Origin of the sequence: Ochrobactrum sp. SSR (genome assembly GCF_030067775.1) — a bacterium.
Taxonomy (GTDB): Bacteria; Pseudomonadota; Alphaproteobacteria; order Rhizobiales; family Rhizobiaceae; genus Brucella; species Brucella teleogrylli.
Genome location: NZ_CP125969.1, coordinates 830,437 through 857,338, shown reverse-complemented (window position 1 = coordinate 857,338; position 26,902 = coordinate 830,437). Strand labels below are relative to the sequence as shown.

The window sequence follows — 26,902 nt, the reverse complement described above, 5'->3', positions numbered from 1 at the left end:
GCAAAGAAATGGCCGTCCATGGTTTCCCCATGGGCGGCTTTTCTGTATGTAAAGCGCTATACCAGACAGCATCCGAGAAGAGCCATGAACGCTTTCGATCCGAATATTGCGCCAGATAATTTGCCCGGTATCTCGGAAGAGACCGGCGGAGACGGTTGCCATCCGCTGTTTCGCGACGTGCCCGCCACGGTCGAATTCAACAAGCTGCGCAAGCGCCTTCTACGTCTGACGCGTCAGGCTATCGAAGACTTTGCTATGGTGAAGCCCGGCGAGCGCTGGATGATCTGTCTTTCCGGCGGCAAGGATTCCTATGGCCTGCTGGCGCTGCTGCTCGATCTTAAATGGCGCGGCCTGCTACCGGTCGAACTGCTCGCGGTCAATCTGGATCAGGGACAGCCGAATTTTCCAAAGCACATTCTGCCGGATTTCCTGAACCGCTATGGCATCGAGCATCGCATCGAATATCAGGACACCTATTCCATTGTGACGGACAAGCTACCAGAGAACAGCACCTATTGCTCGCTCTGTTCGCGCCTTCGTCGCGGAAATCTCTATCGCATTGCGCGCGAGGAGGGCTGCTCGGCCATCGTTCTCGGCCATCATCGCGAGGATATTCTCGAAACCTTCTTCATGAACCTGTTTCATGGCGGACGCCTTGCCGCCATGCCGCCGAAGCTTCTGAACGACGAAGGCGATCTGATGGTGTTCCGCCCGCTGGCTTATGCGGCGGAAGACGATCTGGAAAAATTTGCAACCTCCATGCAGTTTCCGATCATTCCCTGCGACCTGTGCGGTAGCCAGGAAGGGCTTCAGCGCAATGCCATGAAGGCCATGCTGACGGATATTGAAAAGCGCATGCCGGGCCGTAAGGACACGATGATCCGCGCCATGACCAATGTGCGCCCGAGCCATCTTCTGGACCGCAAGCTGTTCGATTTCGCGGGCCTGATGGCTGGTCCGCAGGACGAGAAGAATGAAGGGAATGACAGTGCGCTTTGATGAAGGCCAGATCGACTGGCTTGCCGATCTTCTGGCAGAAGCTGCCCAGCAAGAAATCATGCCGCGTTTCCGCACGCTCGACGCGGACGATATCCGGCAGAAAACGTCCCCCGCCGATCTGGTGACGGAAGCCGACGTCAATGCAGAGCGCTTTATCACCGCAAAGCTGAAAGAACGCTATCCCGATGCGATGATTGTGGGCGAGGAAGCGTGCTCCGACAATCCAGCCTTGCTCGATGGACTCGGCGATGCCGATTTTGCTTTCACCATTGATCCGGTGGACGGCACGTTCAATTTTGCATCCGGCGTACCGCTGTTCGGTGTTATGCTAGCGGTCGTGTCGAAAGGCGAGACCGTTGCCGGCATCATCCACGATCCGGTCGGCAATGACTGGATCACGGCCACAAAGGGCAGCGGCAGCTATATTCGCCATGCCAATGGCAGCACGCGCAAGGTCCGCGTTGCAGCGCCCGCCGCTATCGACCAGATGACAGGCACGATCTCGTGGCAGTACACGGCGGAACCGCTGCGGTCCCGTCTTGCGCGCAATCATACGAAATTCCTGTCGCAGATCGGCTATCGCTGTGCAGCGCATGACTATCGCATTCTCGCGACCGGCGGCGCGCATTTCGCGGTCTATAACAAGCTGATGCCCTGGGACCATCTGCCCGGCGCACTGATCCATCAGGAAGCAGGCGGCCATCTCGCCCGTTGGGACGGTAGCGATTATCATCCGTCGCATATCGGCGGGGGCATATTGGCTGCGCCGAGTAAGGACAGCTGGCAGGCTATTCAGGCCACGCTCTGGGAAGAGTAAAAACAAAACCCGCCGGAATGGCGGGTTTTTTATTCTCATTGAAAATCAACCGACCACATGTTCGGCAGGCGGGTTCTGCACCCGGAAGAGCTTGCCGCGTTCGGCGATCAGCACGCAGATCAGCGCGACGAAGCCAAGCACGCCATAGCCCATGGCGACCGGCGTCGTAGTGCCGTCGAAGGCCTGACCGATGATCGCACCCAGCGCAGCACCGATGACCGTCTGGGCAAAGCCGAGAACGGACGATGCCGTGCCTGCAACTTCACCAAGCGGCTCCATCGCAAGCGCGTTGAAATTGGCCGTCACGAGGCTGAACGAGAACATGATGGTCATGTAGATCGCCATCAGCAGCGGGAACGGCACCGGATCGACCAGCACGATCGACAGCACCATCCAGAGCAGGCTGAAACTGGTGAAAACCAGCAGCATGGACTGGGAGATGCGGCGCATGCCGTACCGTCCGACGAGGCGGGAGTTGAGGAACGACGCCAGCGCCAGTGTCATGGCGACCGCAGCAAACGCCAGCGGAAAGTAGGAGCCGAGCTTGTAGATATCAACGAAGATTTGTTGGGCGGAATTGATATAGCCGAACAGCGCGCCGAGGATGAACGACGTGCCAAGCATGTAGAACAGCGCGACGCGGTTCGACAGCACGATACCGAAGCCGCCGATCACGCTTTTGATGGTCAGCGGGCGGCGCTGGTCTGTGGGCAGCGTTTCAGGCAGGCGGATGAAGGCCCATATGCCGACGATCAGCGCCATCACGGCCATGGACAGAAAGATCAGGTGCCATTCGCCAAACAGCATGATCAGCTGTCCGGTGGCGGGTGCGACCACCGGCAGGATCATGAAGATCATCATCACCAGCGACATGACTTCCGCCATCTGGCGACCGGCAAAACGGTCGCGCACCACTGAAACGGCAATGACGCGGGTGCCCGCGGCACCCAGTCCCTGAAGCACGCGCAATATGATGAGCGTGGTGAAATCCGTGACCATGGCGGCACCGAGCGCGGCCAGCACATAGATCACCAAGCCGCCGAACAGTGGCAGACGGCGACCGAAACGGTCGCTGAGCGGTCCATAAAACAGCTGCGAGACACCGAAGCCCAGCAGATAGGCGGTGATCACGAATTGCACATGGTTTTCAGACTGCACGCCGAGGCTCGCGCCGATCTGCGGCAGGCCGGGCAGCATGATATCAACCGCCAGCGCATTGATGGCCATGATAGCCGCGATCAGTGCAATGAATTCGCCGCGCCCGTGTATGGAGGTCTTCTGGTCCGGCGAGGCGTTCTTTATGTCGATCGGCATGACTGACATTCCTTGGCATACTGACGCGCCGCGCCAGTAAAGGGCGGTACGAACGTCGAAATCTCGAAAATGAGGCACCCGGCAGAAACTGCCGTCGGATAAAAACGAAAAGGCGCCGATAAACGGCGCCTTTTGTAAAAAGCTAAGACTAAAGCCGTATGACCGGCTATTAATCCTCAAGCAGCCTTGGTGGCAATACCTTTATCGGTAAAAAGTGCTTGTAATTCGTTGGACTGGAACATTTCGCGCACGATATCGCAGCCACCGACGAATTCACCCTTCACATAAAGCTGCGGGATGGTCGGCCAGCTGGAATATTCCTTGATGCCCTGGCGAATCTCGTCGGAGGCAAGCACGTTCACGCCCTTATAGTCGACGCCAAGATAGTCGAGGATCTGAACGACCTGACCGGAAAAGCCGCACTGCGGAAAGCCGGGCGTGCCCTTCATGAAAAGCACGACGTCGTTGGTCTTCACTTCATTGTCGATGAAATCGTTAATGCCGGTCATCTCGTTTCCTTTCAGAGCGTGTGCCCAATGTCGTTGGAACATATGGGGCCGCATCACGCTTCAAACAAACTCGCCGGGTCGATTTCCGGCTTAATTGGGAGGTCTCTCCCAATATAATCATTTCCATGCTCGTAACCACCCCGTGCGGGTGAAAGCAAGTCAAATACGCGCGAAGTGCCGGATTGAAGGGGCAACATCTTGCCGCAGCAGATGCCGTCCGCTCAATAAGCGCTTCGGTTCACTCCGGAACGCTGGTCTGCAAGGCAAGCGCGTGAAGCACGCCGCCCATATTGCCCTTCAGCGCGTCATAGACCATCTGGTGCTGCTGCACGCGCGACTTGCCGCGGAAGCTCTCCGCGACCACTTCGGCTGCATAATGATCCCCGTCACCGGCAAGGTCGCGGATCGTCACCTTTGCGCCGGGAATCCCTTCGCGTATCAGTTTTTCGATCTCATGTGCGTCCATAGCCATGCAAATACTCCCGCCGTTTCCAGCTTCTTGTTACCCATCGAGATCGTATCGCACCATCGTGGAACGTCAATGTGTATCTGTCTAATGTTTAAATGCCACACAGGTGGTCCATACAGGCAAAACGCCCGGATGAGATGTTCATCCAGGCGTTTTAACTTCTGCTGGTTCAGCGACGATCAGTTATCGCTGACCAACTCACCGCTCATGAAGCCCGGGAACCAGTCTTCGAAAGCCCGCGTCAGTTCGGTAACGCCGACATTGACGCTATCGCCGATGGTCAGACGGTCGCCACCGACCTGACCCAGAATGCGGAACGGAATGCCTGCACCCTCGGCATTGAGCGCGATGAGCTTGGCCATTTCCGGCGTGGCGGCGATCACATAGCGCGCCTGATCTTCACCGAACAGAACAGCGTGCGGCAGGCCGTCACCAGCATTGAGGGTTGCGCCCTTGCCAGACTTGATCGCCATTTCGGCGACAGCGATTGCCAGTCCACCGTCGGAAAGATCGTGGCAGGCCGTAACCTGACCATTGCGGATTGCCGAGCGGACGAATTCGCCATTGCGCTTTTCAAGCGCGAGATCGACGAACGGGGCAGGGCCGTCGGCACGGTCGAAGAGATCGCGCAGATAGACCGACTGGCCGAGATGCGTGCCGTCTCCGCCAAGCAAAACCAGCGTGTCGCCGTCCTGCATGCCGCCGATCTTGGCCGTTTGCGTCCAGTCCGGAATAAGGCCGACACCGGCAATGGTCGGCGTCGGCAAAATGGCCTGACCGTTGGTCTCGTTATAAAGCGAGACATTGCCCGAAACGATCGGGAAATCGAGCGCGCGGCAGGCTTCGCCAATGCCTTCTATGGCCTTGACGAGCTGGCCCATGATTTCCGGCTTTTCAGGATTGCCGAAGTTCAGATTGTCGGTCGAAGCCAGCGGCTCTGCGCCGGTCGCGGTGATGTTGCGCCAGCATTCGGCAACCGCCTGCTTGCCACCTTCGAAGGGATCGGCTTCGCAATAGCGTGGCGTCACGTCCGACGAGAAGGCGAGCGCCTTGGTGTCATGGCCTTCAACGCGGATCACACCGGCGTCGCCGCCCGGAACCTGCAGCGAATTGCCCTGAATGAGCGTATCATATTGCTCATAGACCCAGCGGCGCGACGAAAGGTCAGGCGAGCCGATGAGCTTGAGAAGCGCTGCCGAATAGTCTTCCACCTGCGGCACATTGCTGGCCGGGAGTGGCGCATGCTTGCCCGGTTCCATCCACGGACGATCATATTCCGGCGCTTCGTCGCCCAGATCCTTGATCGGCAGATTGGCGACTTCTTCGCCTTGATGAATGACGCGGAAACGCAGATCGTCAGTCGTCTTGCCGACAATGGCGAAGTCGAGACCCCATTTGCGAAAGATCGCCTGGGCTTCGGCTTCCTTTTCCGGCTTCAGAACCATGAGCATGCGCTCCTGGCTTTCCGAAAGCATCATTTCATAGGCGGTCATGTTCTCTTCGCGAACCGGAACATGATCGAGAATGAGTTCGATACCGAGGTCGCCCTTTGCGCCCATTTCAACAGCAGAACATGTGAGGCCCGCCGCACCCATGTCCTGAATGGCGATGACTGCGCCTGACGCCATCAGCTCAAGGCAGGCTTCAAGCAGGCACTTTTCGGTGAAGGGATCGCCGACCTGAACGGTGGGGCGCTTTTCTTCAATCGATCTCGTCGAATTCAGCCGAGGCCATGGTCGCGCCGCCGACGCCGTCACGGCCCGTCTTGGCGCCAAGATAGACGACCGGCAGGCCGACGCCCTTGGCTTCCGACAAAAAGATGCCGTCATGCTTGGCAAGACCGGCTGCAAAAGCATTGACGAGGATATTGCCGTTATAACGCTTGTCAAAGTTCACTTCGCCGCCAACGGTCGGCACGCCAAACGCGTTGCCATAGCCGCCGACGCCGGACACGACACCGGACACCAGATGGCGGGTCTTCGGATGATCCGGCTCGCCAAAGCGCAGCGCATTCATCGCAGCAACGGGACGCGCGCCCATGGTGAACACGTCACGCAAAATGCCGCCCACGCCGGTCGCCGCGCCCTGATAGGGCTCGATATAAGACGGGTGGTTGTGGCTTTCCATTTTGAAGACGACGCAATCGCCGTCACCAATGTCCACGACGCCTGCATTTTCGCCGGGGCCCTGAATGACGCGCGGACCGGTGGTCGGCAGCGTGCGCAGCCATTTCTTCGAGGACTTGTAGGAACAATGCTCGTTCCACATGGCCGAGAAAATGCCGAGTTCAGTAAAGCTCGGTTCGCGACCGATCAATTCGAGGATGCGCTGATACTCGTCCGGCTTGAGACCGTGGGATTCGATAAGTTCCGGCGTGATATCGCGCTTATTGGAAATAGTCATGGAGATGAGGGACCCCGTCGCAGGCTGTGGCACCCGGAAACTTCTGGCGAAGGGCGGACACCTAAGGTTTCAAGGGGTCTCTTTAACCTAACTCTGTTGGAAGCGCGACAGGAAAATGCCGCTTTCCCGGCCTGATTCAGCATCTGATTGCATCGAAACTCTATCAGCCCGGCAAGCGGCAGCGTTTACACGCTGCCCTCATAGCCCGCCTGTTCGTTTTCAAGCAGACGCCGCAGCGTCAGAAAGCTGTCTTCGACAATGTTCCTGTCTATCGGTGACGAGAAGGCGACGCGCACGCGGTGGTAAATCTGATCGACGCGACCGGCTTTGAATTCGTCCTCATCGTCAATCAGAATGCCGCTTTCATAGGCCGCAGCCTTGAATGTGCCGGAGAGCCATGGCTCGGGCAGTCCCATCCAGAGAAAAGGGATATTGGGGCGGGACACGAAATCGAAGCCGGAAAACACGCGGCGCGCTATTTCTTCACGCGCTCTTGTTTCTATACGGCTTTTTTCGCGGATATCGTCGGCGGCGCCGGACAGCACAAGCTGTGCGCCGGTTTCAGCCAGCAGAAAAGCCACGCCGCCCGTCATCATCTTGTGCGTGACCTTGACCCGTTGCGCGCAATGCGAAGGGCAGGCGGCCCAGCCGCTGCGTATGCCAGCGGCTACCGCCTTTGAGAGGCTCGACACGACGAAAGTGCGCTCCGGTGCAAAGCTTGCCAAGAGCGGAATGTCGCTTTCGCACATGCTGCCGTAAATGTCGTCCTCGATGAGCCAGACATTATACCGCCGCGCAATATCGGCTATCGCGCGACGACGCTCCGCCGTCATGGTCGCAAGCGTCGGATTGTGCAGCGTTGGCATGAGAAATGCCAAAGTAGGGTGCTGCTGGCGGCAGGCGCGCTCGAATTCCTCCGGGATGAGGCCGTATTCATCATGCGCAGCCTGAATAGTGCGACGACCGAGAAGTCGCACCGAACGGCTGATCTGCGCATAGGTCAGGTTTTCAAACAGAATGCGGTCGCCCGGATTGGTGAAAGCCGTGATGATGGCAATGCTTGCGGCCTGCGCGCCATTGGTGATGACGATATTGTCGAGATCCGGCTGCCAGTCGGCCCTGCCGAGCCATTTCTGGCCCGCTTCCAGCCAATGCTGCGGAAACTGACGCGAATAGTTGGCAATCTCCTGCGGAAAATCGCGGTGAATGTCGGCGCTGATCCGCGCCAGCACATCGTGCTGGCCGACTTCCGGCGCCGAGGTGGAATCGAGCCGGATTTTACCCGTTGGCACGTCAGCCGGTTTCGTACCAATCAGTCCGGGCGGAACCAGCCCGGATTCGGACGACTCTTCACCTAGCACATAGGTGCCGCGCCCGACTTCACCGGTGACGAGGCCACGCTCATGGGCAAGCGCATAGGCGCGCCCGATTGTACCGATTGTCACCTTCAAATCGTAAGCGAGATTGCGCTGCGGCGGCAGTTTCACGCCCGCAGGCAATCCACCATTGCCGATCGCTTCCTCAATCGCATCCGCCAATTGCAGGTAAAGCGGGCCGGTTTTTGCACGATAGGTCAGGAATCCAATTTGTCATGGTGACAACTTATAAATTGTATCGGTTACGGAGTCAATTATAGAGTCATTTCGCAGCCGATTGATGCCCCTATATCCAGATTGCCGTGAATGACCTTCAAATCTGGCCCCCTATGGCATCAGGCGCGCACATGAATGGACGGAACGATGTTTTACTTCAGACTGCAGACAGAGACAATAGATACAATTTCCCCCATGCCGGATGCGGATCGTATAAGCGAACTGCCCCGTGGGTTGCATGCTCAACTGGAGGCTGCGTCGGGGGAAGCGACGGATGCGGGCCTGCTGCGTCGGCTCTTCAACTGGCTGTCACACAAAAGCATGATGCGTCGCAGTCGCCTTGCACTGTTCGAAATGACCGAGGAGCAGTTGCGCGATATTGGCCTCAGAAGAAGCGAAGCCGAGCGGGAAGCGCGCAAGGTACGTTTTCATCTGCGCTGAAATTCCCAAACCCGCTCCGGGCTTACGCGCGTGCAGGAACATGCCTGCAATCGTCGAGCTCTATATGAGCAGTATCGAAATAATGGCTATGGCAAAATAGCGAGGCAGAAATCCAGCGCAAGTACTTGTAATTGTTCATATTGGTGAATTTGGTAGCATCCTAATTATCAATCCATTCGCATGAAGCTAATGTTTGAAAAGAGGAGGCTGCTGTAATGAACTACATCAGGCCAACCAATGATGTGATTGACGCAATTACTATTCTGCCGGAAGTCGATATTGCGAGTGATTTAAGCAAGGGCTTGCGCGCTCGGTCAGTTTCGGTTGTGCCGCACAGGATACGCAAGGCTTGGACAGGGCTTGTCGATAAAGTCCGGGCATCTTCGTCAAGACGTCGGACCCGGAAGATGCTTATGGAGCTGGACGATAGACAGCTTAAAGACATTGGCATCAGGCGGGACGAAATCTGAAGCTTTGAAACGGGAAGCGACCGCCTGCGCTGCCAAGAACGAATTCGATGTGAAGAACTGAAACACACATTCGCTGTCGTCGACAGCTGTTATAGAGATGACCCCTCCCGCATTTTTGCGGGAGGGTTTCAATTTTAGCAGCCCTTCTGGCCAGATGCCCAGCGGTTGACGTCACTGAGAATGCGGTTGCCGTGGCTTTCCTGGAGCATCGGGCCGAAGGTTTCGACACGGGCGGGATTGCCTTCCGCCTGAACGACTAGCAGCGGGCGCGCTGCCGGATTGTGCCCCGGCACGACGAGGATACGCGGACGACCGCTGAAAGAATTGAGTTCCGGTGCCAGCGAATAGCTGCGGAAATCCTTGTCCTTCGATTTGAACCAGCAGCTATTGGCGGCCAGTGCAATGCGTTCCATCGTCGGTAGCGCAGCCTTGCTGACATTCTGCGTGACTGGTCCACTGGCCGGACGCGGCGTACAGGCCGCAAGAAGCGCAATCGCAGGCAAGGCGATGAAAGCGATGGTCTTTTTCGTCAAGAAACGAACTCCAAAAGGGCGTGCCACCGGGGAGGACTGGAGGCGCGCAGAGGGGGAATAATGACAGGAAGGGGCGGCGCAGCGGGCTCTCAGGCCAGCTGCGGCATGAAGGCCTTTAGTCCATCGCTCATCTCGTTCCAGATGCGCTCAAAAGCCGGATGTTGCTTTGCCTTCGCGGCATAGGCATCGAATTTCGGAAACGCGTCCAGCAAATCCGGCTTTCCCGAAAGCTTCTTCAATGGTTCCATGAGAAAGCGCACCGGTAGCAGCCAGGCATCAGCCAGCGTCGGCTCTTCGCCAACGGCATAAAACGTATCCGGGAGGCGATGTTCGATCACCGACAGGCCCGTATTCAGTTTTTCGAACAGGCGGTCGATGGTTGCGCTGTCACGCTCCGGTTTGCTCAGCAGGATGAACAGCTTCATCGCCGGTCCAAGAACTTCCAGCTCCACAACGCGGGCCAGAAGCCGGATCAGCGCGCGCTGGCGCGGCGTGCCGGGCAGGAGCGGCTTTTCAGGAAAATGATCTTCGAGATATTCGGCAATCACAACGGCTTCAAAAAGCGTTTCGCCGGAACTGGTAATCAGCACGGGAACACGGCGCAAAGGCGTGATTTCACCGAAATCGGCCGGGAAGGGATAGGGCAGTGTGATCGGCTTGAAAGGCAGGTCCTTCAGATAGAGAACGCTGCGCACGAAAGCGGAGTAAGGAGACAGAGGCCGAGAATAAAGCTGCATGATTTTGTCCCCCCGATTCGGTTGCCAAGGAATTCTCCCAAGGCAAAACTGCCACGAAAGCAGGCGACAAGCTAGACTGGTTTTCGTCGTCGAGGGTGCGGGCAGGGAACGTTATCTTACCGGCAATGCAATTCGGTGAAGAAAATGAAAAAGGGCGGTCTCATAGAGAACCGCCCTTCTTCGAAACTTATCAGGCTGCGATGCCCAGCGCGCCCGCAAAAAGCGCCCGCCCATCGTCGCCGCCATGGGCCGCTTCGATCAGATTTTCCGGATGCGGCATCATGCCAAGCACATTGCCGCGCGCATTGACGATACCGGCAATATCATTGACCGAACCGTTTGGATTGGTGCCTTCCGCATAACGGAACACGACCTGACCTTCGCCTTCGATACGCTTCAGCGTCTCGGCATCGGCGAAATAATTGCCGTCATGATGCGCGACCGGGCAGCGGATGATCTGGTTCGGCTGATAGCCACGGGTGAAGGCGGTGTTCGCATTGCTGACTTCAAGCTTCACTTCGCGGCAGACGAACTTAAGCGAGGCGTTGCGCATCAGCGCGCCCGGCAGCAGTCCGGCTTCAACGAGAATCTGGAAGCCGTTGCAAACGCCCATGACCATGACGCCCTTGTCGGCCTTCTCACGCACGGCCTGAAGAACCGGCATACGGGCCGCAATTGCGCCGCAGCGCAGATAGTCGCCGTAGGAGAAGCCGCCGGGGATGAGGATCAGGTCGACATCGTCCGGGATGCTGGTATCGGTCTGCCAGACAGTGACAGGAGCCTGACCGGTGATCTTGGTGAGCGCTGCGATCATGTCGCGGTCGCGATTGAGGCCGGGAAGGAGAATGACAGCGGATTTCATGAGCGTCTGCTTCCTTTGTTTGGCTCAGCCGATGGCGATGGAATAATCTTCGATCACCGTATTGGCGAGGAGCTTGTCGCACATGGCCTTCAGGTCTGCTTCGGCCTTGGCCTTGTCGGTGCCTTCGAGTTCGAGGTCGAACACCTTGCCCTGACGGACCGAATTGACGCCGGCGAAACCGAGGCTGCCGAGTGCGCCGACGATAGCTTTGCCCTGCGGGTCCAGAACGCCGTTTTTCAGTGTAACGGTGACGCGTGCCTTGATCACTCTTAAGTTCCTGTAGCTCTAGATTTGGTTCTTACAACTTCAGATGAAAATCTGGAATTGCCTGTCGCGAACGAAACAGCCCGGAAGGTGTCTGTCTTAGCGGCTCCCGGGCTGATCGGATTACTTCACAAGCACAGGGCCGGAAGGACGGGGCGAGTCATTCTCGTTCATGATGCCGAGACGGCGCGCCACTTCCTGATAGGCCTCGACCAATCCGCCCATATCGCGGCGGAAACGGTCCTTGTCTAGCTTGTCATTGGTATTGATATCCCAGAGACGAGCCGAGTCCGGGGAGATTTCGTCGGCGACGACGATACGCATCATGTCGCCTTCCCACAGACGTCCGCATTCGATTTTGAAATCGACAAGCTGGATGCCGACGCCAAGAAACAGACCGGAAAGGAAGTCGTTGACGCGAATGGCAAGAGCCATGATGTCATCGATTTCCTGCGGGCTGGCCCAGCCGAATGCCGTAATGTGTTCTTCGGTGACCAGCGGGTCTTCGAGCGCATCGGCCTTGTAATAGAACTCGATGATCGAGCGCGGCAGAACCGTGCCTTCCTCGATGCCGAGGCGCTTGGACAGCGAGCCTGCTGCAACGTTGCGGATCACGACTTCAAGCGGAATGATTTCCACTTCTTTGATCAGCTGCTCACGCATGTTGAGACGGCGGATGAAGTGGGTCGGAATTCCAATGCGGTTCAGCTGCGTAAAAATATATTCGGAAATGCGGTTGTTGAGTACACCCTTTCCGTCCACGACTTCGTGCTTTTTCTTGTTGAACGCGGTTGCATCGTCCTTGAAGAACTGGACAAGCGTTCCTGGCTCGGGGCCTTCGTAAAGAATCTTGGCCTTGCCCTCGTAAATACGGCGGCGACGGTTCATGGCTTTTCTCGGATTTCCATATCTATGGTGATCGGCTCTAAGCCGCTATTCTCGCGGGCTACCTATAGCAAATAAGGGCTTTTAACAATCCTGCTTCGTGCCCGTTCCCCCGTTTTCGGTGATTCTGAAACGCGTTTCGATCCGATTCTATCAGCCTGGCACTCCAATCCTTTGTTTTGGTGCGCATCTTCTCCGAAAACGGTTTTACACTTTTCGGGATGCGTTCTCATGCAAGATTATGGACGAACAGCAAGAAATTGATTTGCCGCTCTTGTATAATCTTGCGCCCCTTGCCAGCTTTAGGCAAGAGAATGGGTGACGATCTCATTCCTAATGGCAGTTGTTGGGAGTTTTGTGAATGACGACAGGTATGGATGATCGCCGCGATGCTTTCGAAAAGAAATTCGCGCACGATGCTGATTTACGGTTCAAGGCCGAAGCGCGCAGAAACAAGCTCCTCGGATTGTGGGCTGCCGAGCGTCTTGGCAAAAAGGATGGCGAGGCCGAGGCCTATGCCCGCGATGTCATAGCAGCCGATTTCATCGAGGCCGGTGATGACGATGTGTTTCGCAAGATCCGCACCGATTTCGACGAAGGCGGTGTCACCGATAGCGACGAAACGATCCGCGAAAAAATGCAACTGTTCCTAGAGGAAGCGATCCGTCAGATACAGCAGGATTGATATCATGGGGTGGAAGTGCGGCTAGTGCTTCCACCCCATTTTTATTTACCTGCTATTGTGAAATGCCGTTCTTATGAAATGAAGGAAATTCCTATGTCCCTGTCTTCGCGTCTGCGTGCCGGTGAAACCGTGCTCTCCGCGTGGTCGTCTCTCCCTGAGCCGCTGACGGTCGAAATCCTTGCACACACCGCCTTTGACGCCGTGACGCTGGACATGCAGCATGGCGGTCATGACGAGGCGAGTGTGCTGCGCAGCGTCGGTCACGTGCTGAATGCCGGAAAGCCGCCGGTGGTGCGTATTCCGGTGGGACGCTTCGACATGGCAAGCCGCGCACTGGATTTCGGCGCGGAGGCAGTGATCGCTCCAATGATCAATTCCGCCGAAGATGCGCGCAAGTTCGCAGCAGCCATGAAATATCCGCCGGTGGGCGAACGTTCATGGGGTGTTTTCCGCGCCAATGCCGATTATGGCACACCCGGCTCCAACGATTATCTGACCACGGCAAATCAGGACACGCTGGCTTTCGCGATGATCGAAACGCGTGACGCTTATGATGTGCTGGATGCCATTCTCGATGTGCGCGGCATTGACGGTGTCTTCGTCGGCCCCGCCGATTTCTCGATTGCCTGGAGCAATGGACGCGAGGCCAACCCAAATTCCGACGCCATTGTCGAGCCGATCAGCAATATTGCGCGCAAAGCCGCTGCCGCTGGCAAGATCGCGGGCATTTATTCGCCGTCGCCGGAATTTGCGCGACGTTATATTCCGCTGGGTTTCCGTTTCGTGACGGTCAGCAATGAGGGCGGCTACCTCCGTCTTGCTGCACAACAGCTTGTGGACGCCGTTCGCGCCTGATTTTAGCTTGCATTGTTGACTACCAAAAAGGCGGGTTCAAACCCGCCTTTTGTTTCAGTGCTGCTTGGGTGCTTGTAGCTGCGTCATAAACTCCGCAAACACCATGGAGCCTTCCGGCCATGGTCCGTGACCGGAATCCGCGTTGATATGACCCGACTCGCCCGCATCGATCAGCATGGCGCCCCAATCCTTCACGACATCTTCGGCTGCTTCGAAGCTTGAGAAAGGATCGTTGCGGCTCACGACCGTGATGGTCGGGAAAGGCAGTCGGTCGCGCGGATAGGGGCCGAAGGTCATCAAATGCTTCGGGCGGATGCTTTCGTTCGAAACATCTGGCGGGGCAACGAAAAATGCGCCCGCGATCTTGTGCTGGATCAACGGCACGGCATGCAGGGCTGTGGCCACGCCGAGAGAGTGCGCAACCAGCACTATCGGCTTGGTGGCCGCATTCGCCGCCTTGACGACTTCGCCCACCCAATCGTCGCGAACCGGCTTCGACCATTCGGCCTGCTGCACGCGGCGCGCTGTCGAGAGTTTGTTCTCCCAACGGGTCTGCCAGTGGTCAGGGCCGGAATTGGTGTAACCGGGGATGATGAGGATATCTGCGTCTTTGACTTTCATAGCACCCATTTAGATTGCCTTTGTGACTTCTTCAAGCACCGGCGATGCCGCTGAATGTTACGAATGATGAACAGCCTGTTCTCAGATCGCGATCTTGTGAACGATCCCGCAAACAGCGATGTTTAGCGGGAACAGAACGCGAAGGAGAGCATAGGCCATGACAATCAGCAGACGTTCGGTGCTTGGCGCTACGGGAGCTGCTTTAATGGCCGGTATAGTGCCCGCGCGTGCAGACATGCCGTCGAAGGAGAATGATATGACACAGCAATTGAAGACGCCGGTTGCCGAGACGACCCGTCCGGTTGCTCCGCTTCCATTTGCCATGACTACGCCAATGCGCGTGGCGCGTATTGGTCTCAAGGCACGCGATGCGGAAACATTGGCCGAATATTATCGCGACGTTGTCGGCTTGCGCGAAATGAGCCGCCGCGGCGCTTCCATCGTGTTGGGCGCTGGGGATCGCGAACTGATGGAAATCGAACAGTTTTCCGCTGCTCGCGCGGATGATCCGCGCAGCGCCGGGCTATACCACACGGCGTTCTTGCTGCCGACGCGTGGCGATCTGGCGCGCTGGTCGCGCCGGGCTATCGACAAGCAATTGCCGGTTGCCGGCGCTTCAGACCATGATGTCAGTGAAGCCATCTACCTGACTGACCCGGAAGGGAATGGCATCGAGATTTATTCCGACCGCCCGCATGAGAAGTGGCATTGGAATGGTGACCGCGTGAAAATGGGCACGGAAGCGCTCGACGTGCGTGGCCTGCTTGATGTCATCAAGACCGAAGGCGGAGAATGGACTGGCGCGCCGCAAAACACCGTTGTCGGCCATGTGCACCTGCGTGTTGGCAATGCGCATGAGGCCGAAACCTTCTGGCACAACGAGCTTGGGCTGGAGACGGTGCAGACCTATGGCGACCGGGCTGTGTTCATGTCCACGGGGCGTTACCATCACCATATCGCAGCCAATGCCTGGCAGAGCGCCGGTGCCGGTAAGCGTGATGCAGATCGTACCGGACTTGCCTGGGTTGAGCTGGAAGATACGCGCGGCGGTAACGATAGCTCCTTCGTCGATCCTTGGGGCAATGTGGTCAATACGATCAAGACCAAGGCCTGATAGAACCAATATCCCACAATAGAAAAGCCCCATGTTTTCAAAAACATGGGGCTTTTTTGTATACGGCTATCACTTGAGGCGTGATCGTTTCAGATCAGCCGGACACTTGTTTTCTCCCTCATCCTGAGCAGGCGCGAAGCGCCGTGTCGAGGGCGAGGGCAGGCGCTTTGCTTGTTTCCCTCTCCTTCGATCCTTCGACATACTCAGGATGATGTGCCGTTTTCAACGGCTCCTCAGGATGAGGGAAAGGCAGTGCCAGAGCCGAAATCTCCTCAACCGAAGACGCGTTTGAAAATCGTATCCACATGCTTGGTGTGGTAGCCGAGATCGAACTTCTCACGAATTTGCTCTTCGGAAAGGGCTGCGCGCACTTCCGTGTCTGCCAGCAGTTCTTCAAGGAAATCGGCACCCTGTTCCCAGACTTTCATGGCGTTGCGCTGCACGAGACGATAGGCGTCTTCGCGCGATACGCCTGCCTGCGTCAGCGCCAGCAGCACGCGCTGCGAATGCACCAGACCGCGGAACTTGTTCATGTTTTTCAGCATGTTGTCCGGGTAGATCACCAGCTTTTCGACCACGCCAGCCAGACGGTTGAGCGCGAAGTCGAGGGTGATGGTGGTGTCAGGTCCAATAGCGCGCTCGACACTCGAATGCGAAATATCGCGTTCGTGCCACAGAGCGACATTTTCCATGGCAGGCGTGACCGACATACGCACGAGACGGGCGAGGCCGGTCAGGTTTTCGGTCAGAACCGGGTTGCGCTTGTGCGGCATGGCGGACGAACCCTTCTGGCCCGGAGAGAAGAACTCTTCGGCTTCCAGAACTTCGGTGCGCTGCATGTGGCGGATTTCGATGGCGACATTTTCGATCGACGAAGCGATGACGCCAAGTGTTGCAAAGAACATCGCATGACGGTCGCGCGGAATGACCTGCGTGGAAACCGGCTCGGCTTCGAGGCCAAGCTTGGCGCAGACATATTCCTCAACGCGTGGATCGATATTGGCAAAAGTGCCGACAGCACCGGAAATCGCGCCGGTTGCGATTTCTGCGCGGGCCGCGACGAGGCGGGTGCGGTTCCGCTGCATTTCCGCATAGAAACGCGCGAAGGTGAGACCCATCGTGGTCGGTTCGGCGTGAATGCCATGGCTGCGGCCGATGCGCACCGTATCCTTGTGCTCGAAGGCGCGGGTCTTGAGCGCGGTCAGAACGCGGTCCATGTCGGCGAGCAGGAGGTCGGCAGCGCGAACCAGCTGGACGTTGAGCGTGGTGTCGAGCACGTCCGACGAGGTCATGCCCTGATGCACAAAGCGGCTGTCGGGGCCGATGAATTCGGCAAGATGTGTCAGGAAGGCGATGACGTCATGCTTGGTGACGGCTTCGATTTCGTCGATGCGAGCGACGTCGAACTTCGCGACGCTACCTTTTTCCCAGATGGTCTTGGCAGCTTCCTTGGGGATGACGCCCAGTTCGGCCAGCGCTTCGCAAGCATAGGCTTCGATCTCGAACCAGATACGGAATTTCGTTTCCGGAGACCAGATAGCGACCATTTCTGGCCGGGAATAGCGCGGGATCATGGGAGCGTCCTGTAGAAAGTGAGGGTTTAACGATTACGCGCGGCTTCCGCCGCAGCACGAATGGCGTCGATATTGGCGCGGTAGGTCTCGACCGAATTGCCTTTGTAGACAGCGGAGCCCGCGACGAGAATATTCGCGCCAGCTGCAACCACCGAGCCTGCGGTTTCCGGCGTCACGCCACCATCGACTTCGATGTCGATCGGACGGTCTCCAACCATTTCACGGACGCGCTTGATCTTGTCGAGCATCGGCGTGATGAATTTCTGGCCGCCGAAGCCCGGATTGACGGTCATGACGAGGATCAGGTCTACATCGTCCAGAATATTGCTGATCGCTTCGACCGGTGTTGCCGGGTTGAGCGCGATACCGGCCTTCTTGCCGAGCGCACGGATCGACTGCAGCGAGCGATGCGTATGCGGTCCGGCTTCTGCGTGCACGGTGATCAGATCGCAGCCTGCATCGGCAAAGGGTTCCAGATAGGGATCGCACGGCGCAATCATCAGATGCGCGTCGAAGAATGCCTTGGTGCGCGGGCGGATCGCTTTCACCACCTGCGGGCCGAATGTGATGTTCGGCACGAAATGTCCGTCCATGACATCGATATGGATCCAGTCGGCACCGGCTTCCAGCACGGCATCGACTTCTTCGCCAAGACGGGCAAAGTCGGCGGACAGAATGGACGGGGCAATGGCGATGGGGCGCATGGCGATAGTCTCCTTGGCAGCGTGGCTTGCCCGTATCATATGAACAGCAAAAATCCTATCCCCAGCGCTTGTGGAACCACATCCACTGGCCCGGATATTCGCGCACCCATTGCTCGACCGTGTCATTGAGCAATTGCGCGGTGGCGTCGATATCGATCTGGCCCTTGTCGTCGCGTGGCAATTCCATGCGCTCGTAAAGTTCAAGCCGATAGCGTCCGCCGGGCAGGCGGATACAGCGCGCCGGATAGACATCGCAATCATATTGCCGCGCAAGCTTGGCCAGCAGCGGATTGGTCTTCACCGGGCGGTTGAAGAATGTGGAAGGCACGCCACGCGAGAATTTCTGGTCAACGAGCATACCGACATTGCCGCCATCGCCGAGAATACCCGCCAGCGCCCAGGCAGCGCCTGCCTTGGAAGGCACGAGATGGCCCATATTGGTATGGCGCGCTTTCAGAACCTTGTTGGCGATATAGGGATTGTTCGGCGGACGAAACAGTGCGGTGACATTCAGGCCGAATGTGGCTGCGCAGATCGGCAGCAGTTCGAAATTGCCGGTATGGGCGGTGAAGAAGATATGCGGCTTCTTTTCATCGCGCAGGCGTTCGAAAATCGGAATGCCATCGACTTCAATCAGGCCCGGCTTGGCAGCGTTCGGATCGAAATCGAAAATCGCATCGAGGAAAATATACTCCGCCAGCAGCCGCGCCATGGAATCCCACATGTCGCGCGCGATCACTTCGATCTCGGCGTCACTCTTTCCGGGATAGGCTTGGCGCAGATTGTTGGTTGCGATCTTGTGGCGCGGCGTCAGCGGCCCGATGAGACGGGCCACCTTGGCCGAAAAGCTGATGGCAGCTTTCGCCGGAAACAGGCGCAACAGGCCAAGCAGCACAAAAACGGCCTGAGCCCAGAGCCAGTAATTGAACTGCTTCAGCTTGCGCGACCAGCGAAAGAGCAGGAGCTTCAGTTTGAACATCATGACAAGGACGGGCTTCAGTCAATCTGGAGAATGATCTTGCCGAAGACGTCGCGGCCTTCCATGCGCTTCAGGGCCGTGTCGATATCGTTGAAATCGACAACCGTATCGATGACCGGGTGCACGATGCCGCGCGCCATTTTCTGCATGGCATCCGCCATGTTTTCCATGCGGCAGCCAAATGAGCCCAAAATCTTGAGCTGCTGCTGGAAGAGCTGCATAAGGTTCATGTTGGTCGAAACGCCCGAGGTCGATCCACAGGTGACAAGACGCGCGCCGCGCTTCATGCAGAGCATCGAACCGGCCCAGGTATCCGCGCCGACATGTTCGAAGACGACATCGACGCCCTTCTTCTTGGTCAGCTTGCGCACGACGCCTTCGAAGCGGTCTTCGCGATAGTTGATGACGTGATCGGCGCCGAGAGCCTTGGCCTTCTCGATTTTGTCGTCAGAACCGACCGTGGTGATGACGGTGCAGCCCATCTTCTTGGCAAGCTGGATCGCCGCCGAACCGATTCCCGAGCCGCCAGCCTGGACGAGAACGGTTTCGCCCGGTTCCAGCTTGGCATTGTCGAACAGCATGTGCTCGACCGTGCCGAAGGTGACAGGCGCGACGGCAGCGCCGATGGCGTCAACGCCGGGAGGTGCTGCCACGAGCAGGCGAGCCGGAAGGTTCACGGCCTCGCAGGCAAAGCCGTCGAGATGGAAACCATGAACGCCGCCGACATGTTCGCACAGATTGTCACGGCCTTCACGGCAGGCGCGGCAAAGGCCGCAGGTGCGCGCACCATAGATCGAAACAAGCTGGCCGGGCAGCAGATTGGAAACGCCGGGACCGACGGCATCGACAACGCCGGAAGCTTCCGCACCGATCACCAGCGGCATCTTGCGTTTGGCGAAAGCCATACCGCGCCAGCCCCATACGTCGATATGGTTCAGCGCGACCGCCTTGATCTTGACCGTGACTTCGCCAAGGCCGGGAGGCGGCGGCGGTGCAATGTCGGTGATTTCAAGGCGACGGTCGTCGAGAAGCTGCAAAGCGCGCATGGGCTCTTCCTTTCATGGCATGATCCCGGAGAGCTTCCGCCTTCCGGGATCATCAGGAAATTTAAAATTCTTTTGCCGGACGGATTAATTCGGATTTGCCGCCAAAACAAGGCTCGTATTCTGTCCGCCGAAGCCGAATGAGTTCGAAAGCACGGCGGAAACCTTGGCCTCACGCTTCACATTCGGCACAACGTCCAGCGGGATAGCCGGGTCTGGATTGTCGTAATTGATGGTCGGCGGCAGCGTCCCCGTCTGGATCGTGAGCAGCGAGAACACAGCTTCAATCGCACCGGCGGCGGTCAGCGTATGGCCGATCATCGACTTGTTGGACGAAACAGGGATGGATTCGATGCGTTCGCCGAATACCGTCGAAAGGGCCAGATATTCCATCTTGTCGTTTTCCGGCGTCGAGGTGCCGTGGGCGTTGATGTAGGAAATCTGGTCTTCGGTCAGGCCAGCATCAGCCAGTGCCGCGCGCACGGTGCCAATGGCAGGTGAGGCGTCCGGCTTGGAACGGGTGCGGTGGAAGTCGTCGGCCTTTTCGCCACAACCAGCCAGAATGCCGAGAACCTTCGCACCACGGGCGACCGCGCTTTCGAGCGATTCCATAACGAGCGCGCCGGAACCTTCGGCCATGGCAAAGCCGTCGCGATCCTTGGAGAAGGGCTTTGAGGCCTTTTCCGGCTTTTCATTCTGGGTGGACAATGCGGAAAGCAGCGAGAAGCGGATGAGCGCTTCCGCCGAAACAGAACCATCGGTGCCAATCGCCAGAACATGGTCGCTTTCGCCGCGACGGATCGCTTCAACGCCAAGCTGGATCGCTGTTGCACCCGAGGCGCACGCGGTGGAAAGCGTGATCGGCAGACCACGCGTGCCAAAGACTTCCGAAAGACGTTCGGCGATATAGCCGAACTGCGTCGTGTTGAAGAGTGCCTCGTGACGTGCACGACGGCAGGCTTCAAGCAGAAGCTGATAGCTTGCAGGACCTTCGTTCTTCACGCTGGCATCAAGCGCAAAGCGGCTTTTCCAGTCGAGTTCGACCGGCGGAGCGGCCAGAAAGAGCGGACCCCCGAAATTGGTTGTCGAAAGGCCGGACTGTGCAAGCGCCTCTTCACCGGCCAGACGTGCCAGCTTTTCCGACAGTGCCGACGCGCCGACTTCGCTTTCAGGAAGGAAATCGACCGTGCCCGCAAAACGCGTGTTCAGATTTTCCAACGGAAAACGGGTAATGCTGTGAATGCCCGAAACACCGCCGGTCAGCGCGGCCCAGTTATCTTCCTTGCCCTGTCCGAGCGAGGAAACAACGCCAGCGCCCGTGATGGCGACGATGGGGCGGCCCAGATGGTCTTTATATTTGGTCATCTTATGCTCTCACCAGCTTTGCGGCACCTTCGGCGCGCGTTGCTCCGACAGTGGTGACGACGGCTTCGCTGATTTTTCCATCAGCTGCCTTTTCCGACGCGTTCAACGGCGCAAAAGCCTCACCTTTCCAAACGGAAATGGCGGCCAGCGCCAGCGCCAGCGGGAATTGTGCTTCGCGCAAATGTCCGGTCAGGCCGGATATGCCGCGATAGGCTGCGGAAAAGCCGTCGAGTACGGATTTTTCGGCTTTGGTCGCGTCATGAGCGCCGGACGCGCCGGAAACGACATAAGCAGGCTCTTTGCCGCCATTGGCTTCGAGAACGAGGTCGCGAACGGTCTTTGCAAGATCGTCGCTTTCGCGGCGGATTTGCGTGGCAGCGATTCCCGCTACTTCCGCATAGGCGCGTGCGCCGCGCTTTGCCGCATGTTCGGCGTTTTCGAGGACGAGGAACACGCCGCCGGAACCTGAAATCATGCCGCCGCCAGCCGAGCCGTCACGCTCCCAGAGCGGAGCCCAGCCGTCATGCTTGAGCAATCCGCCCAATTCGTGACCGAGAATCATGTCGAAATGTTCGGCATTGTAGGAGCCGCCCACCAGAGCATGGGTGCTTTGTCCGGTGCGGATGCGGGCTGCCGCGGTTTCGATGGCTGAAATGCCGGAGCCTTCTTCACCCATGAAGGTGCGCGAAGAACCCGTCACCTTGTGCACGATGGAGATATTGCCAGCGAGCAGGTTGGAAAGCTGCGCCAGAAACAGGGTCGGACGCAGTTCGGTCGAGAGTTTCTCGTTCAGCATCACACCGCGATTATTGCTGGTGCGGCCTTCCTCAAGAATCTGCATATCGACGGTAATATCGCGTTCGCCGCCACCCGCGCCCACAACCATATCCATGGTCGCGCAGAGCGCTTCATCATCCTTCATGCCCGCATCTTGCAGCGCGAGACCTGCGGCATAGGTGCCGAGGCGCTGCCAGGTTTCCATCTGGCGCTGGTCGCCACGCTTTGGAATTTGCAGGCTCCAATCGACTTCGCCGAGTGGATGGACGGTGTAGGGAGCAAAGGCTTCTTTTTCGAGGCGCGGTTCGCTGCCTGCTGTCGAAAAAGCGTTCCAATGCACTTCAGCGCCTTCGCCGAGTGATGAAATGATGCCGATGCCGGTGATGACGACTTTATTGTTCTGCATGGGTCCGGTTCTGCCGTGATGAGGCCAAGGTCTATCCGAGAACTATCTTGCGCTCCAGAAACGGAATCAGGGCGAACATTGCTGTCCACCCTTCAATACCGTCAATTTTTCAGCGAGCTCAGGCCTTCTTGGCCGCAACCAGCTCGTCGATCTTGGCGCAGAGGTTCTTCAGCACGAAGTATTCTTCGGTCGGAACCTTGCCTTCGTTCACTTCCTGCGTCCACTGCTCAAGCGGAATCTTGATGCCGAAAGCCTTGTCGATAGCGAAGACGATGTCGAGGAAGTCGAGGCTGTCGATGCCCAGATCGTCGATGGTGTGGCTTTCCGGCGTGATGGTGTCACGATCGATTTCACTGGTTTCGGCGATGATGTCGGCGACTTTGTCAAAAGTAGAGGACAAGTTTCGATTCCTTTATTCCTGATGATGCCGCGAATTATAGGCATCTGATTTTTTCGTCGCATTTCGCAGCCAGCAAAAGTGCCGGGCACATTTGCTGGAAATGCTCTGTATGCGCGTGTCTAGCGTTTTTCCGGTCACGAGGAAAGTCATATTACTTTCAAGATCACCGGGCATTCGATGCGCATATAAGATACGAGACAAGCGAAGCGCAACATAAAGGCAATCTCAATTTTTTGAAATCACTTCATATGGCTCGTTTTGGTGGCTTTTTTAGCGCTTGACGAAATAGATCACCCCAATGAGCGACAGCGCTATCATGGCGCAGGCAAGCGCCGTTTCCAGCGGGCCGTCCTGTATGATGATAGCAACGAGACCCGATATGATGCTGGCCAGCGTGCCAAGCAATCCCGGCTGTTGCAACGTGGTGGTTATGGACGCGCTCTGCTGTTCAGCCTCCGGGGCCCCCTTATATGCCGGTTCATAGGAGTGCGGGAACGAAATACCTGCCGAATGAGCGGCGTCGATATCGTTGATTGGCTTTTCCGCCAGCGCCAGCGCGCGTGTTCGCACGCGTTCGACACGAGCCTGCCAGCCTTTGCCAAAGGTCGCGGCGGCGGCCAGTCCTCTGAGCCAGGCTGCACGTTCATCGGAAAGTCTGTCGATCAGGTCTTGCGGGGAGCGGGCGGAAAGTGCGGCAAATGTTGCTGGCCCGAGAAACCCGTCCTGAAGAACGCCAAGTATTTGCTGCAACATCTTGATCGCATGACCGGGGCCTGAATTGACCGCGAAGTCCAGCATGGCATAGTCAACGCCTGAGGGAAGACTGTCGCCATCGATCTTGTCCCAATACTGCTTTTTGTAGATTTCCGTTGCAGCGTCTTTCGTAAGATTTTTGACGTCTTGAGCAGACTCGGAATGACCTGTCCATTTCGAAAGAGTGCCGATAGTAATACCCATATTGGTTGCGCCGCCCGGATCAGCCGGATTGTCGACGTAGCCGCCTTCTTCCTGAAATATATAGGGCATAATCGTCGAGAAGTTTGAACGCATATCAATACCTTTATTAATTTATATTAGAAATATAAAGTAAGTATGGGCGCTGTATACTGTACGCTATCACAGAAATAGATGTAAAAAATATCGGAGGAATCGATTGCGATCAAGCAGCAACCCTCTTGCTTAAGAGCGTGCGATGCGGCTTGATGCGGTTCCCATAAATCATACTTTTACAGGCGGCAGACGTGACATCGGAAATTTTCGGACATGCTCCAGACGGGCAGGCGGTTCACCGGCTGACCATCTCCAACGGGCCGCTCACGGCCAAGATCATCACCTGGGGCGCGGCCATTCAGGATCTGCGTCTTGACGGGCATGATGCGCCGCTGGTGATCGGTTACCAGAATTTTGATGATTATCCGGCCCATTCGCCGCATCTGGGCGCGATTGCGGGTCGCTCGGCCAATCGTATTCGCGATGCGCGCTTTGTGCTGGACGGAAAGACTTATGAGGTGGAGCCAAACTATCTCGGCCGCCATAATCTCCATGGTGGCAGCAAGGGCCTCGGCAATCGCGTCTGGAAAGTCACCGGCAGCGGTGCCGATTATGTCACGCTTGCAACCGTTGCCGAAGATGGCGAAATGGGTTTTCCCGGCAATCTCAAAATCAGCTGCACCTATATGCTGAATGGCAATGGCGCCTTGATCGTGCGGCTGGAAGCCGTGACCGACAAGCCGACGATCTGCAATCTTCTGCACCACAGCTATTTCAATCTGGACGACGGCGGCGAAAGCGACATCCTCGACCATCAGCTGAAGATTGTGGCCGACGCTTATATGCCGGTGGATGAAGCGCTGATTCCAGACGGGCGCGTTCTGCCGGTCAAGGACACGGCATATGATTTCCGCGATTATCGCCCGATCCGCCATGCTGAAAACGGCAAACAGGTCGAGTATGACAGCAATTTTTGTCTTTCGGCGGCGCGTGTGCCGTTGCGGCTCTGCGCTTCTGTCAAGGCCGCGAAGTCCGGTGTGCGTATGGATGTGCTGACGACAGAACCGGGCGTCCAGTTCTATGCCGGCAATACGATGGCCAATGATTGCATCGGCCTGACGGGTAAGCCCTACGGGAAACATGCGGGCTTCTGCCTCGAGCCGCAAATTTGGCCCGGCTCGCTCGAATATCCCTATTTCCCGCAGGCCATTCTGCACCCGGGCGAAATCTACGCTCAGGAGAGCCGTTTCGCCTTCACCCGGGACTAATGGATGCTATCCGGCATAAGCGGCGCGCGCTGTTTCCATGGGCGTGAGCGCGCCGCGCGTTTCCACCACCCGGGCCGCGACGGCATGGGCCTTCTGCGCGGCTTCGACGGGTGAAAGCCGTTCCATGCGCGCGACAAGATAGGCACCGTTGAAGCTGTCGCCAGCGCCGGTCGTGTCCACGGCATTGGCGAAAACGGCAGGAACCAGTGTCTGTTCGCCACCCGCTGCAACCAGGGCGGGTTCGGTGCCGTCCTTGACGACAACTTCCTTCACGCCAAGGCTGATGAGGCGCTCGGCGCAGGCCTCGGCATTGGTGTCGCCGAAAAGCGCCTGTTCATCCGGGAAGGTCGGCAGAGCGATATCGGCAAGGCGCATCGCTTCACTGATGATCTCCTGCGCTGCCTTGCGATCCGGCCAGAGTTGATGACGGAAATTCGGATCGAAAGCGATCCGCGATCCGGCAGCGCGGCATTGCCGCAGCACGTCGAAAAAGGTTTCGCGATGTTCCGGCAGGACGATGGCGATCGAAATACCGGAAAAATAGATGATGTCGCGCCCGGAAAGGCTTTGCTCTAGCGCGGCTCTGTCGCTGGCCAGACGGCGCGCAGCGGCATCGCTGCGCCAATAGGTGAAGGACCGTTCCGCACCGCTCAGCGTGATCGCATAAAGGCCCGGATGCACACCGGCAATCACCGGGCTATGGGCAATGCCGATGCCGTTGGACGAAAAGAAAACGCGCTGTTTCTGCGAGAAATTGTCTTCGCCGAATGCGCTCACATAGTCGACCGGAAACGCTCTGTCTGTCAGCGCGCGAACATACCAGGCGGTGTTCAGCGTATCGCCAGCAAAACCCATGCGCCACTGGTCGCCTTCGCCGCCCGAAAGTTCAATCATGCACTCACCGATAGACGCGAAACCGCTCATCTTTTTCTCCTCAAATCGATTACAGACGCCTATACCAATTTTCTGTGATGTAAAATCGCTTTGTCAGTTGTCTTCCATCATTGTCATACAGGCTTTATCGACTTGCCACATTCGTTGTGTAACGATCCCGCGCCGTGCTGGGGTGAGACACCGTTACAGACCAAGGATTTGAAATGCGTTATGCAATCTATTTCACGCCGCCTTCCAGCGATGCGCTTTTGAAGGTTGCGGCCAATTGGCTGGGGCGCAACGCCTTTAGCGGAGAGCCTGTCAAGCTGCCGGCGATTCGCTCCCTTGGCACGGAAGAGATCGCATCGCTGACTGAAGAGCCGCGTCGTTACGGTTTCCACGCCACGATGAAAGCGCCGTTTCGCCTGAACGACAATCAGACGGAAAGCGAACTCCTGTCCGCATTGATGCATTTTGCCTCGTCGGTCGAGCCGGTCGTCATTCCACGCCTGAAGCTTCAGGCCATCGGGCCGTTCTTCGCGCTGGTGCCGCATGAACCTGTCACAGCATTGAACCAACTCGCCAATGATGTTGTCGTCGCGCTGGACCGCTTCCGCGCGCCGCTCAACGAAGCTGAAATTGCCAAGCGCCGCCCTGAACGCCTGAGCGAAGCGCAGCGTCACAATCTGGAGCGCTGGGGCTATCCATACGTTTTTGAAGAGTTCCGTTTCCATATGACGCTCACGGGTCCTGTCGCGGAAGGTGACCGCGCCAGGATCGAGCGCAGGCTGGAAGAATTCTTTGCGCCATTGCTGAACGACCCGGTCGAGGTTGCGAATCTCGCTCTGTTTGTGGAACCTGAGAAGGGCGCGCCCTTCGAGATCCATTCGCTGCATCCGCTGACAGGCGGAACCACGAAGACGCGCACCCAGCGGGCAGTGGGGAGGCCGTAA

Annotated in this window: 27 protein-coding genes and 2 pseudogenes; 9 read left to right on the top strand and 20 right to left on the bottom strand. The window is 57.4% G+C overall.

The genetic code is table 11. The features are described from left to right. The first annotated feature begins 84 nt into the window (after positions 1-84). Both ttcA and QLQ11_RS04075 read left to right on the top strand, forming a co-directional pair. Complete coding sequence (ttcA, locus tag QLQ11_RS04080; protein WP_121535872.1) at positions 85-999, top strand: tRNA 2-thiocytidine(32) synthetase TtcA; 915 nt, start codon at positions 85-87, stop codon at positions 997-999. Next, positions 989-1,816 (top strand): inositol monophosphatase family protein, encoded by an 828-nt coding sequence (locus tag QLQ11_RS04075; protein ID WP_121536294.1) that lies wholly within the window; start codon positions 989-991, stop codon positions 1,814-1,816. The genes ttcA and QLQ11_RS04075 overlap by 11 nt, the downstream gene beginning before the upstream one ends. Before the next feature lie 45 nt (positions 1,817-1,861). Here QLQ11_RS04075 and QLQ11_RS04070 read toward each other — a convergent pair whose 3' ends face one another. From QLQ11_RS04070 to QLQ11_RS04050, 5 genes and pseudogenes are all read right to left on the bottom strand, one after another. Then, the gene (locus QLQ11_RS04070) at positions 1,862-3,130 is read right to left on the bottom strand and encodes a multidrug effflux MFS transporter (RefSeq protein WP_121535875.1); all 1,269 of its coding nucleotides are present in this window, start codon (positions 3,128-3,130) and stop codon (positions 1,862-1,864) included. A gap of 176 nt (positions 3,131-3,306) precedes the next feature. Next, the gene (gene grxD / locus QLQ11_RS04065; protein ID WP_078338449.1) at positions 3,307-3,639 is read right to left on the bottom strand and encodes a Grx4 family monothiol glutaredoxin; all 333 of its coding nucleotides are present in this window, start codon (positions 3,637-3,639) and stop codon (positions 3,307-3,309) included. Positions 3,640-3,877: 238 nt separating this feature from the next. Further along, positions 3,878-4,111, bottom strand: a complete 234-nt coding sequence (locus tag QLQ11_RS04060) for a BolA/IbaG family iron-sulfur metabolism protein (protein WP_007874594.1) — start codon at positions 4,109-4,111, stop codon at positions 3,878-3,880. A 176-nt stretch (positions 4,112-4,287) separates the two neighbouring features. Further along, positions 4,288-6,511: pseudogene (purL, locus tag QLQ11_RS04055) on the bottom strand (phosphoribosylformylglycinamidine synthase subunit PurL). Between the two features lie 185 nt (positions 6,512-6,696). Beyond that, positions 6,697-8,104, bottom strand: a pseudogene (locus tag QLQ11_RS04050) (PLP-dependent aminotransferase family protein). 134 nt (positions 8,105-8,238) lie between these two features. On the opposite strand from QLQ11_RS04050, the gene QLQ11_RS04045 reads away from it, so the two are divergent. Together QLQ11_RS04045 and QLQ11_RS04040 are read left to right on the top strand one after the other, a co-directional pair. Continuing rightward, positions 8,239-8,544 carry a DUF1127 domain-containing protein gene (locus tag QLQ11_RS04045; RefSeq protein ID WP_109368821.1) on the top strand — a complete coding sequence of 102 codons (306 nt, stop codon included), beginning with the start codon at positions 8,239-8,241 and terminating at the stop codon, positions 8,542-8,544. A 215-nt stretch (positions 8,545-8,759) separates the two neighbouring features. Then, a complete protein-coding gene (locus tag QLQ11_RS04040; protein WP_109368822.1) occupies positions 8,760-9,014 on the top strand; it encodes a DUF1127 domain-containing protein in 255 nt (84 codons plus the stop codon). 134 nt (positions 9,015-9,148) lie between these two features. On the opposite strand, the gene QLQ11_RS04035 is transcribed toward QLQ11_RS04040, so the two are convergent. The 5 genes from QLQ11_RS04035 to purC all read right to left on the bottom strand — a co-directional run bounded on the left by QLQ11_RS04035 (position 9,149) and on the right by purC (position 12,298). Continuing rightward, positions 9,149-9,547: a hypothetical protein gene (locus tag QLQ11_RS04035; RefSeq protein WP_121535884.1), complete on the bottom strand. Its 399-nt coding sequence runs from the start codon at positions 9,545-9,547 to the stop codon at positions 9,149-9,151. 89 nt (positions 9,548-9,636) lie between these two features. Next, positions 9,637-10,284: a glutathione S-transferase family protein gene (locus QLQ11_RS04030; protein ID WP_109368824.1), complete on the bottom strand. Its 648-nt coding sequence runs from the start codon at positions 10,282-10,284 to the stop codon at positions 9,637-9,639. Between the two features lie 190 nt (positions 10,285-10,474). Further along, positions 10,475-11,146 carry a phosphoribosylformylglycinamidine synthase subunit PurQ gene (purQ, locus tag QLQ11_RS04025; protein ID WP_109368825.1) on the bottom strand — a complete coding sequence of 224 codons (672 nt, stop codon included), beginning with the start codon at positions 11,144-11,146 and terminating at the stop codon, positions 10,475-10,477. Positions 11,147-11,170: 24 nt separating this feature from the next. After that, the gene (purS, locus tag QLQ11_RS04020; protein ID WP_124915641.1) at positions 11,171-11,413 is read right to left on the bottom strand and encodes a phosphoribosylformylglycinamidine synthase subunit PurS; all 243 of its coding nucleotides are present in this window, start codon (positions 11,411-11,413) and stop codon (positions 11,171-11,173) included. A 120-nt stretch (positions 11,414-11,533) separates the two neighbouring features. Further along, a complete protein-coding gene (purC, locus tag QLQ11_RS04015) occupies positions 11,534-12,298 on the bottom strand; it encodes a phosphoribosylaminoimidazolesuccinocarboxamide synthase (protein WP_109368827.1) in 765 nt (254 codons plus the stop codon). A gap of 358 nt (positions 12,299-12,656) precedes the next feature. On the opposite strand from purC, the gene QLQ11_RS04010 reads away from it, so the two are divergent. Beyond that, positions 12,657-12,980: a DUF1476 domain-containing protein gene (locus QLQ11_RS04010; protein ID WP_109368829.1), complete on the top strand. Its 324-nt coding sequence runs from the start codon at positions 12,657-12,659 to the stop codon at positions 12,978-12,980. A gap of 87 nt (positions 12,981-13,067) precedes the next feature. Further along, positions 13,068-13,835 carry an HpcH/HpaI aldolase/citrate lyase family protein gene (locus QLQ11_RS04005; protein WP_209445956.1) on the top strand — a complete coding sequence of 256 codons (768 nt, stop codon included), beginning with the start codon at positions 13,068-13,070 and terminating at the stop codon, positions 13,833-13,835. Positions 13,836-13,889: 54 nt separating this feature from the next. Here the strand turns inward: QLQ11_RS04005 and QLQ11_RS04000 are convergent, their stop codons facing one another. Then, on the bottom strand, positions 13,890-14,456 hold the full coding sequence (locus QLQ11_RS04000; protein ID WP_121536296.1) for an alpha/beta hydrolase: 567 nt from the start codon (positions 14,454-14,456) through the stop codon (positions 13,890-13,892). 157 nt (positions 14,457-14,613) lie between these two features. Here QLQ11_RS04000 and QLQ11_RS03995 point away from each other — a divergent pair, with 157 nt between their 5' ends. Then, positions 14,614-15,570, top strand: coding sequence for a VOC family protein (locus QLQ11_RS03995; protein ID WP_371830779.1), 957 nt, complete (start codon positions 14,614-14,616; stop codon positions 15,568-15,570). Positions 15,571-15,842: 272 nt separating this feature from the next. Here the strand turns inward: QLQ11_RS03995 and purB are convergent, their stop codons facing one another. From purB to QLQ11_RS03955, 8 genes are all read right to left on the bottom strand, one after another. Then, complete coding sequence (purB, locus tag QLQ11_RS03990; RefSeq protein WP_121535896.1) at positions 15,843-17,144, bottom strand: adenylosuccinate lyase; 1,302 nt, start codon at positions 17,142-17,144, stop codon at positions 15,843-15,845. Positions 17,145-17,170: 26 nt separating this feature from the next. After that, positions 17,171-17,848, bottom strand: a complete 678-nt coding sequence (gene rpe / locus QLQ11_RS03985; RefSeq protein WP_109368833.1) for a ribulose-phosphate 3-epimerase — start codon at positions 17,846-17,848, stop codon at positions 17,171-17,173. A gap of 55 nt (positions 17,849-17,903) precedes the next feature. After that, positions 17,904-18,830, bottom strand: coding sequence for a lipid A biosynthesis lauroyl acyltransferase (locus tag QLQ11_RS03980; protein WP_121535899.1), 927 nt, complete (start codon positions 18,828-18,830; stop codon positions 17,904-17,906). A gap of 14 nt (positions 18,831-18,844) precedes the next feature. Continuing rightward, entirely contained in the window at positions 18,845-19,873 is a 1,029-nt protein-coding gene (locus tag QLQ11_RS03975) for a zinc-binding dehydrogenase (RefSeq protein ID WP_121535901.1), read from the bottom strand. Positions 19,874-19,957: 84 nt separating this feature from the next. Further along, on the bottom strand, positions 19,958-21,235 hold the full coding sequence (locus tag QLQ11_RS03970) for a beta-ketoacyl-ACP synthase (RefSeq protein ID WP_121535904.1): 1,278 nt from the start codon (positions 21,233-21,235) through the stop codon (positions 19,958-19,960). A gap of 1 nt (position 21,236) precedes the next feature. Beyond that, a complete protein-coding gene (locus QLQ11_RS03965) occupies positions 21,237-22,418 on the bottom strand; it encodes a beta-ketoacyl-ACP synthase (protein ID WP_121535907.1) in 1,182 nt (393 codons plus the stop codon). Positions 22,419-22,536: 118 nt separating this feature from the next. Beyond that, entirely contained in the window at positions 22,537-22,818 is a 282-nt protein-coding gene (locus QLQ11_RS03960; protein ID WP_078338469.1) for an acyl carrier protein, read from the bottom strand. A 270-nt stretch (positions 22,819-23,088) separates the two neighbouring features. Continuing rightward, positions 23,089-23,868 carry a glycoside hydrolase family 108 protein gene (locus QLQ11_RS03955; RefSeq protein WP_121535910.1) on the bottom strand — a complete coding sequence of 260 codons (780 nt, stop codon included), beginning with the start codon at positions 23,866-23,868 and terminating at the stop codon, positions 23,089-23,091. 191 nt (positions 23,869-24,059) lie between these two features. Here QLQ11_RS03955 and QLQ11_RS03950 point away from each other — a divergent pair, with 191 nt between their 5' ends. Beyond that, positions 24,060-25,076 (top strand): aldose epimerase family protein, encoded by a 1,017-nt coding sequence (locus QLQ11_RS03950; protein WP_121535913.1) that lies wholly within the window; start codon positions 24,060-24,062, stop codon positions 25,074-25,076. Between the two features lie 6 nt (positions 25,077-25,082). On the opposite strand, the gene QLQ11_RS03945 is transcribed toward QLQ11_RS03950, so the two are convergent. Beyond that, positions 25,083-26,000, bottom strand: a complete 918-nt coding sequence (locus QLQ11_RS03945) for a sugar kinase (RefSeq protein ID WP_121535916.1) — start codon at positions 25,998-26,000, stop codon at positions 25,083-25,085. 173 nt (positions 26,001-26,173) lie between these two features. Between QLQ11_RS03945 and QLQ11_RS03940 the strand changes: the two genes are divergently transcribed. Continuing rightward, the gene (locus QLQ11_RS03940) at positions 26,174-26,902 is read left to right on the top strand and encodes a DUF1045 domain-containing protein (RefSeq protein ID WP_121535919.1); all 729 of its coding nucleotides are present in this window, start codon (positions 26,174-26,176) and stop codon (positions 26,900-26,902) included.

Coding starts and splice junctions, on each gene's coding strand:
- ttcA (WP_121535872.1), top strand. CDS start 85: ATGAACGCTTTCGATCCGAATATTGCGCCAGATAATTTGCCCGGTATC.
- QLQ11_RS04070 (WP_121535875.1), bottom strand. CDS start 3,130: ATGCCGATCGACATAAAGAACGCCTCGCCGGACCAGAAGACCTCCATA.
- grxD (WP_078338449.1), bottom strand. CDS start 3,639: ATGACCGGCATTAACGATTTCATCGACAATGAAGTGAAGACCAACGAC.
- QLQ11_RS04060 (WP_007874594.1), bottom strand. CDS start 4,111: ATGGCTATGGACGCACATGAGATCGAAAAACTGATACGCGAAGGGATT.
- QLQ11_RS04045 (WP_109368821.1), top strand. CDS start 8,239: ATGGACGGAACGATGTTTTACTTCAGACTGCAGACAGAGACAATAGAT.
- QLQ11_RS04040 (WP_109368822.1), top strand. CDS start 8,760: ATGAACTACATCAGGCCAACCAATGATGTGATTGACGCAATTACTATT.
- QLQ11_RS04030 (WP_109368824.1), bottom strand. CDS start 10,284: ATGCAGCTTTATTCTCGGCCTCTGTCTCCTTACTCCGCTTTCGTGCGC.
- purQ (WP_109368825.1), bottom strand. CDS start 11,146: ATGAAATCCGCTGTCATTCTCCTTCCCGGCCTCAATCGCGACCGCGAC.
- purC (WP_109368827.1), bottom strand. CDS start 12,298: ATGAACCGTCGCCGCCGTATTTACGAGGGCAAGGCCAAGATTCTTTAC.
- QLQ11_RS04010 (WP_109368829.1), top strand. CDS start 12,657: ATGACGACAGGTATGGATGATCGCCGCGATGCTTTCGAAAAGAAATTC.
- QLQ11_RS04000 (WP_121536296.1), bottom strand. CDS start 14,456: ATGAAAGTCAAAGACGCAGATATCCTCATCATCCCCGGTTACACCAAT.
- QLQ11_RS03995 (WP_371830779.1), top strand. CDS start 14,614: ATGACAATCAGCAGACGTTCGGTGCTTGGCGCTACGGGAGCTGCTTTA.
- purB (WP_121535896.1), bottom strand. CDS start 17,144: ATGATCCCGCGCTATTCCCGGCCAGAAATGGTCGCTATCTGGTCTCCG.
- rpe (WP_109368833.1), bottom strand. CDS start 17,848: ATGCGCCCCATCGCCATTGCCCCGTCCATTCTGTCCGCCGACTTTGCC.
- QLQ11_RS03980 (WP_121535899.1), bottom strand. CDS start 18,830: ATGATGTTCAAACTGAAGCTCCTGCTCTTTCGCTGGTCGCGCAAGCTG.
- QLQ11_RS03975 (WP_121535901.1), bottom strand. CDS start 19,873: ATGCGCGCTTTGCAGCTTCTCGACGACCGTCGCCTTGAAATCACCGAC.
- QLQ11_RS03970 (WP_121535904.1), bottom strand. CDS start 21,235: ATGACCAAATATAAAGACCATCTGGGCCGCCCCATCGTCGCCATCACG.
- QLQ11_RS03965 (WP_121535907.1), bottom strand. CDS start 22,418: ATGCAGAACAATAAAGTCGTCATCACCGGCATCGGCATCATTTCATCA.
- QLQ11_RS03955 (WP_121535910.1), bottom strand. CDS start 23,868: ATGCGTTCAAACTTCTCGACGATTATGCCCTATATATTTCAGGAAGAA.
- QLQ11_RS03945 (WP_121535916.1), bottom strand. CDS start 26,000: ATGAGCGGTTTCGCGTCTATCGGTGAGTGCATGATTGAACTTTCGGGC.
- QLQ11_RS03940 (WP_121535919.1), top strand. CDS start 26,174: ATGCGTTATGCAATCTATTTCACGCCGCCTTCCAGCGATGCGCTTTTG.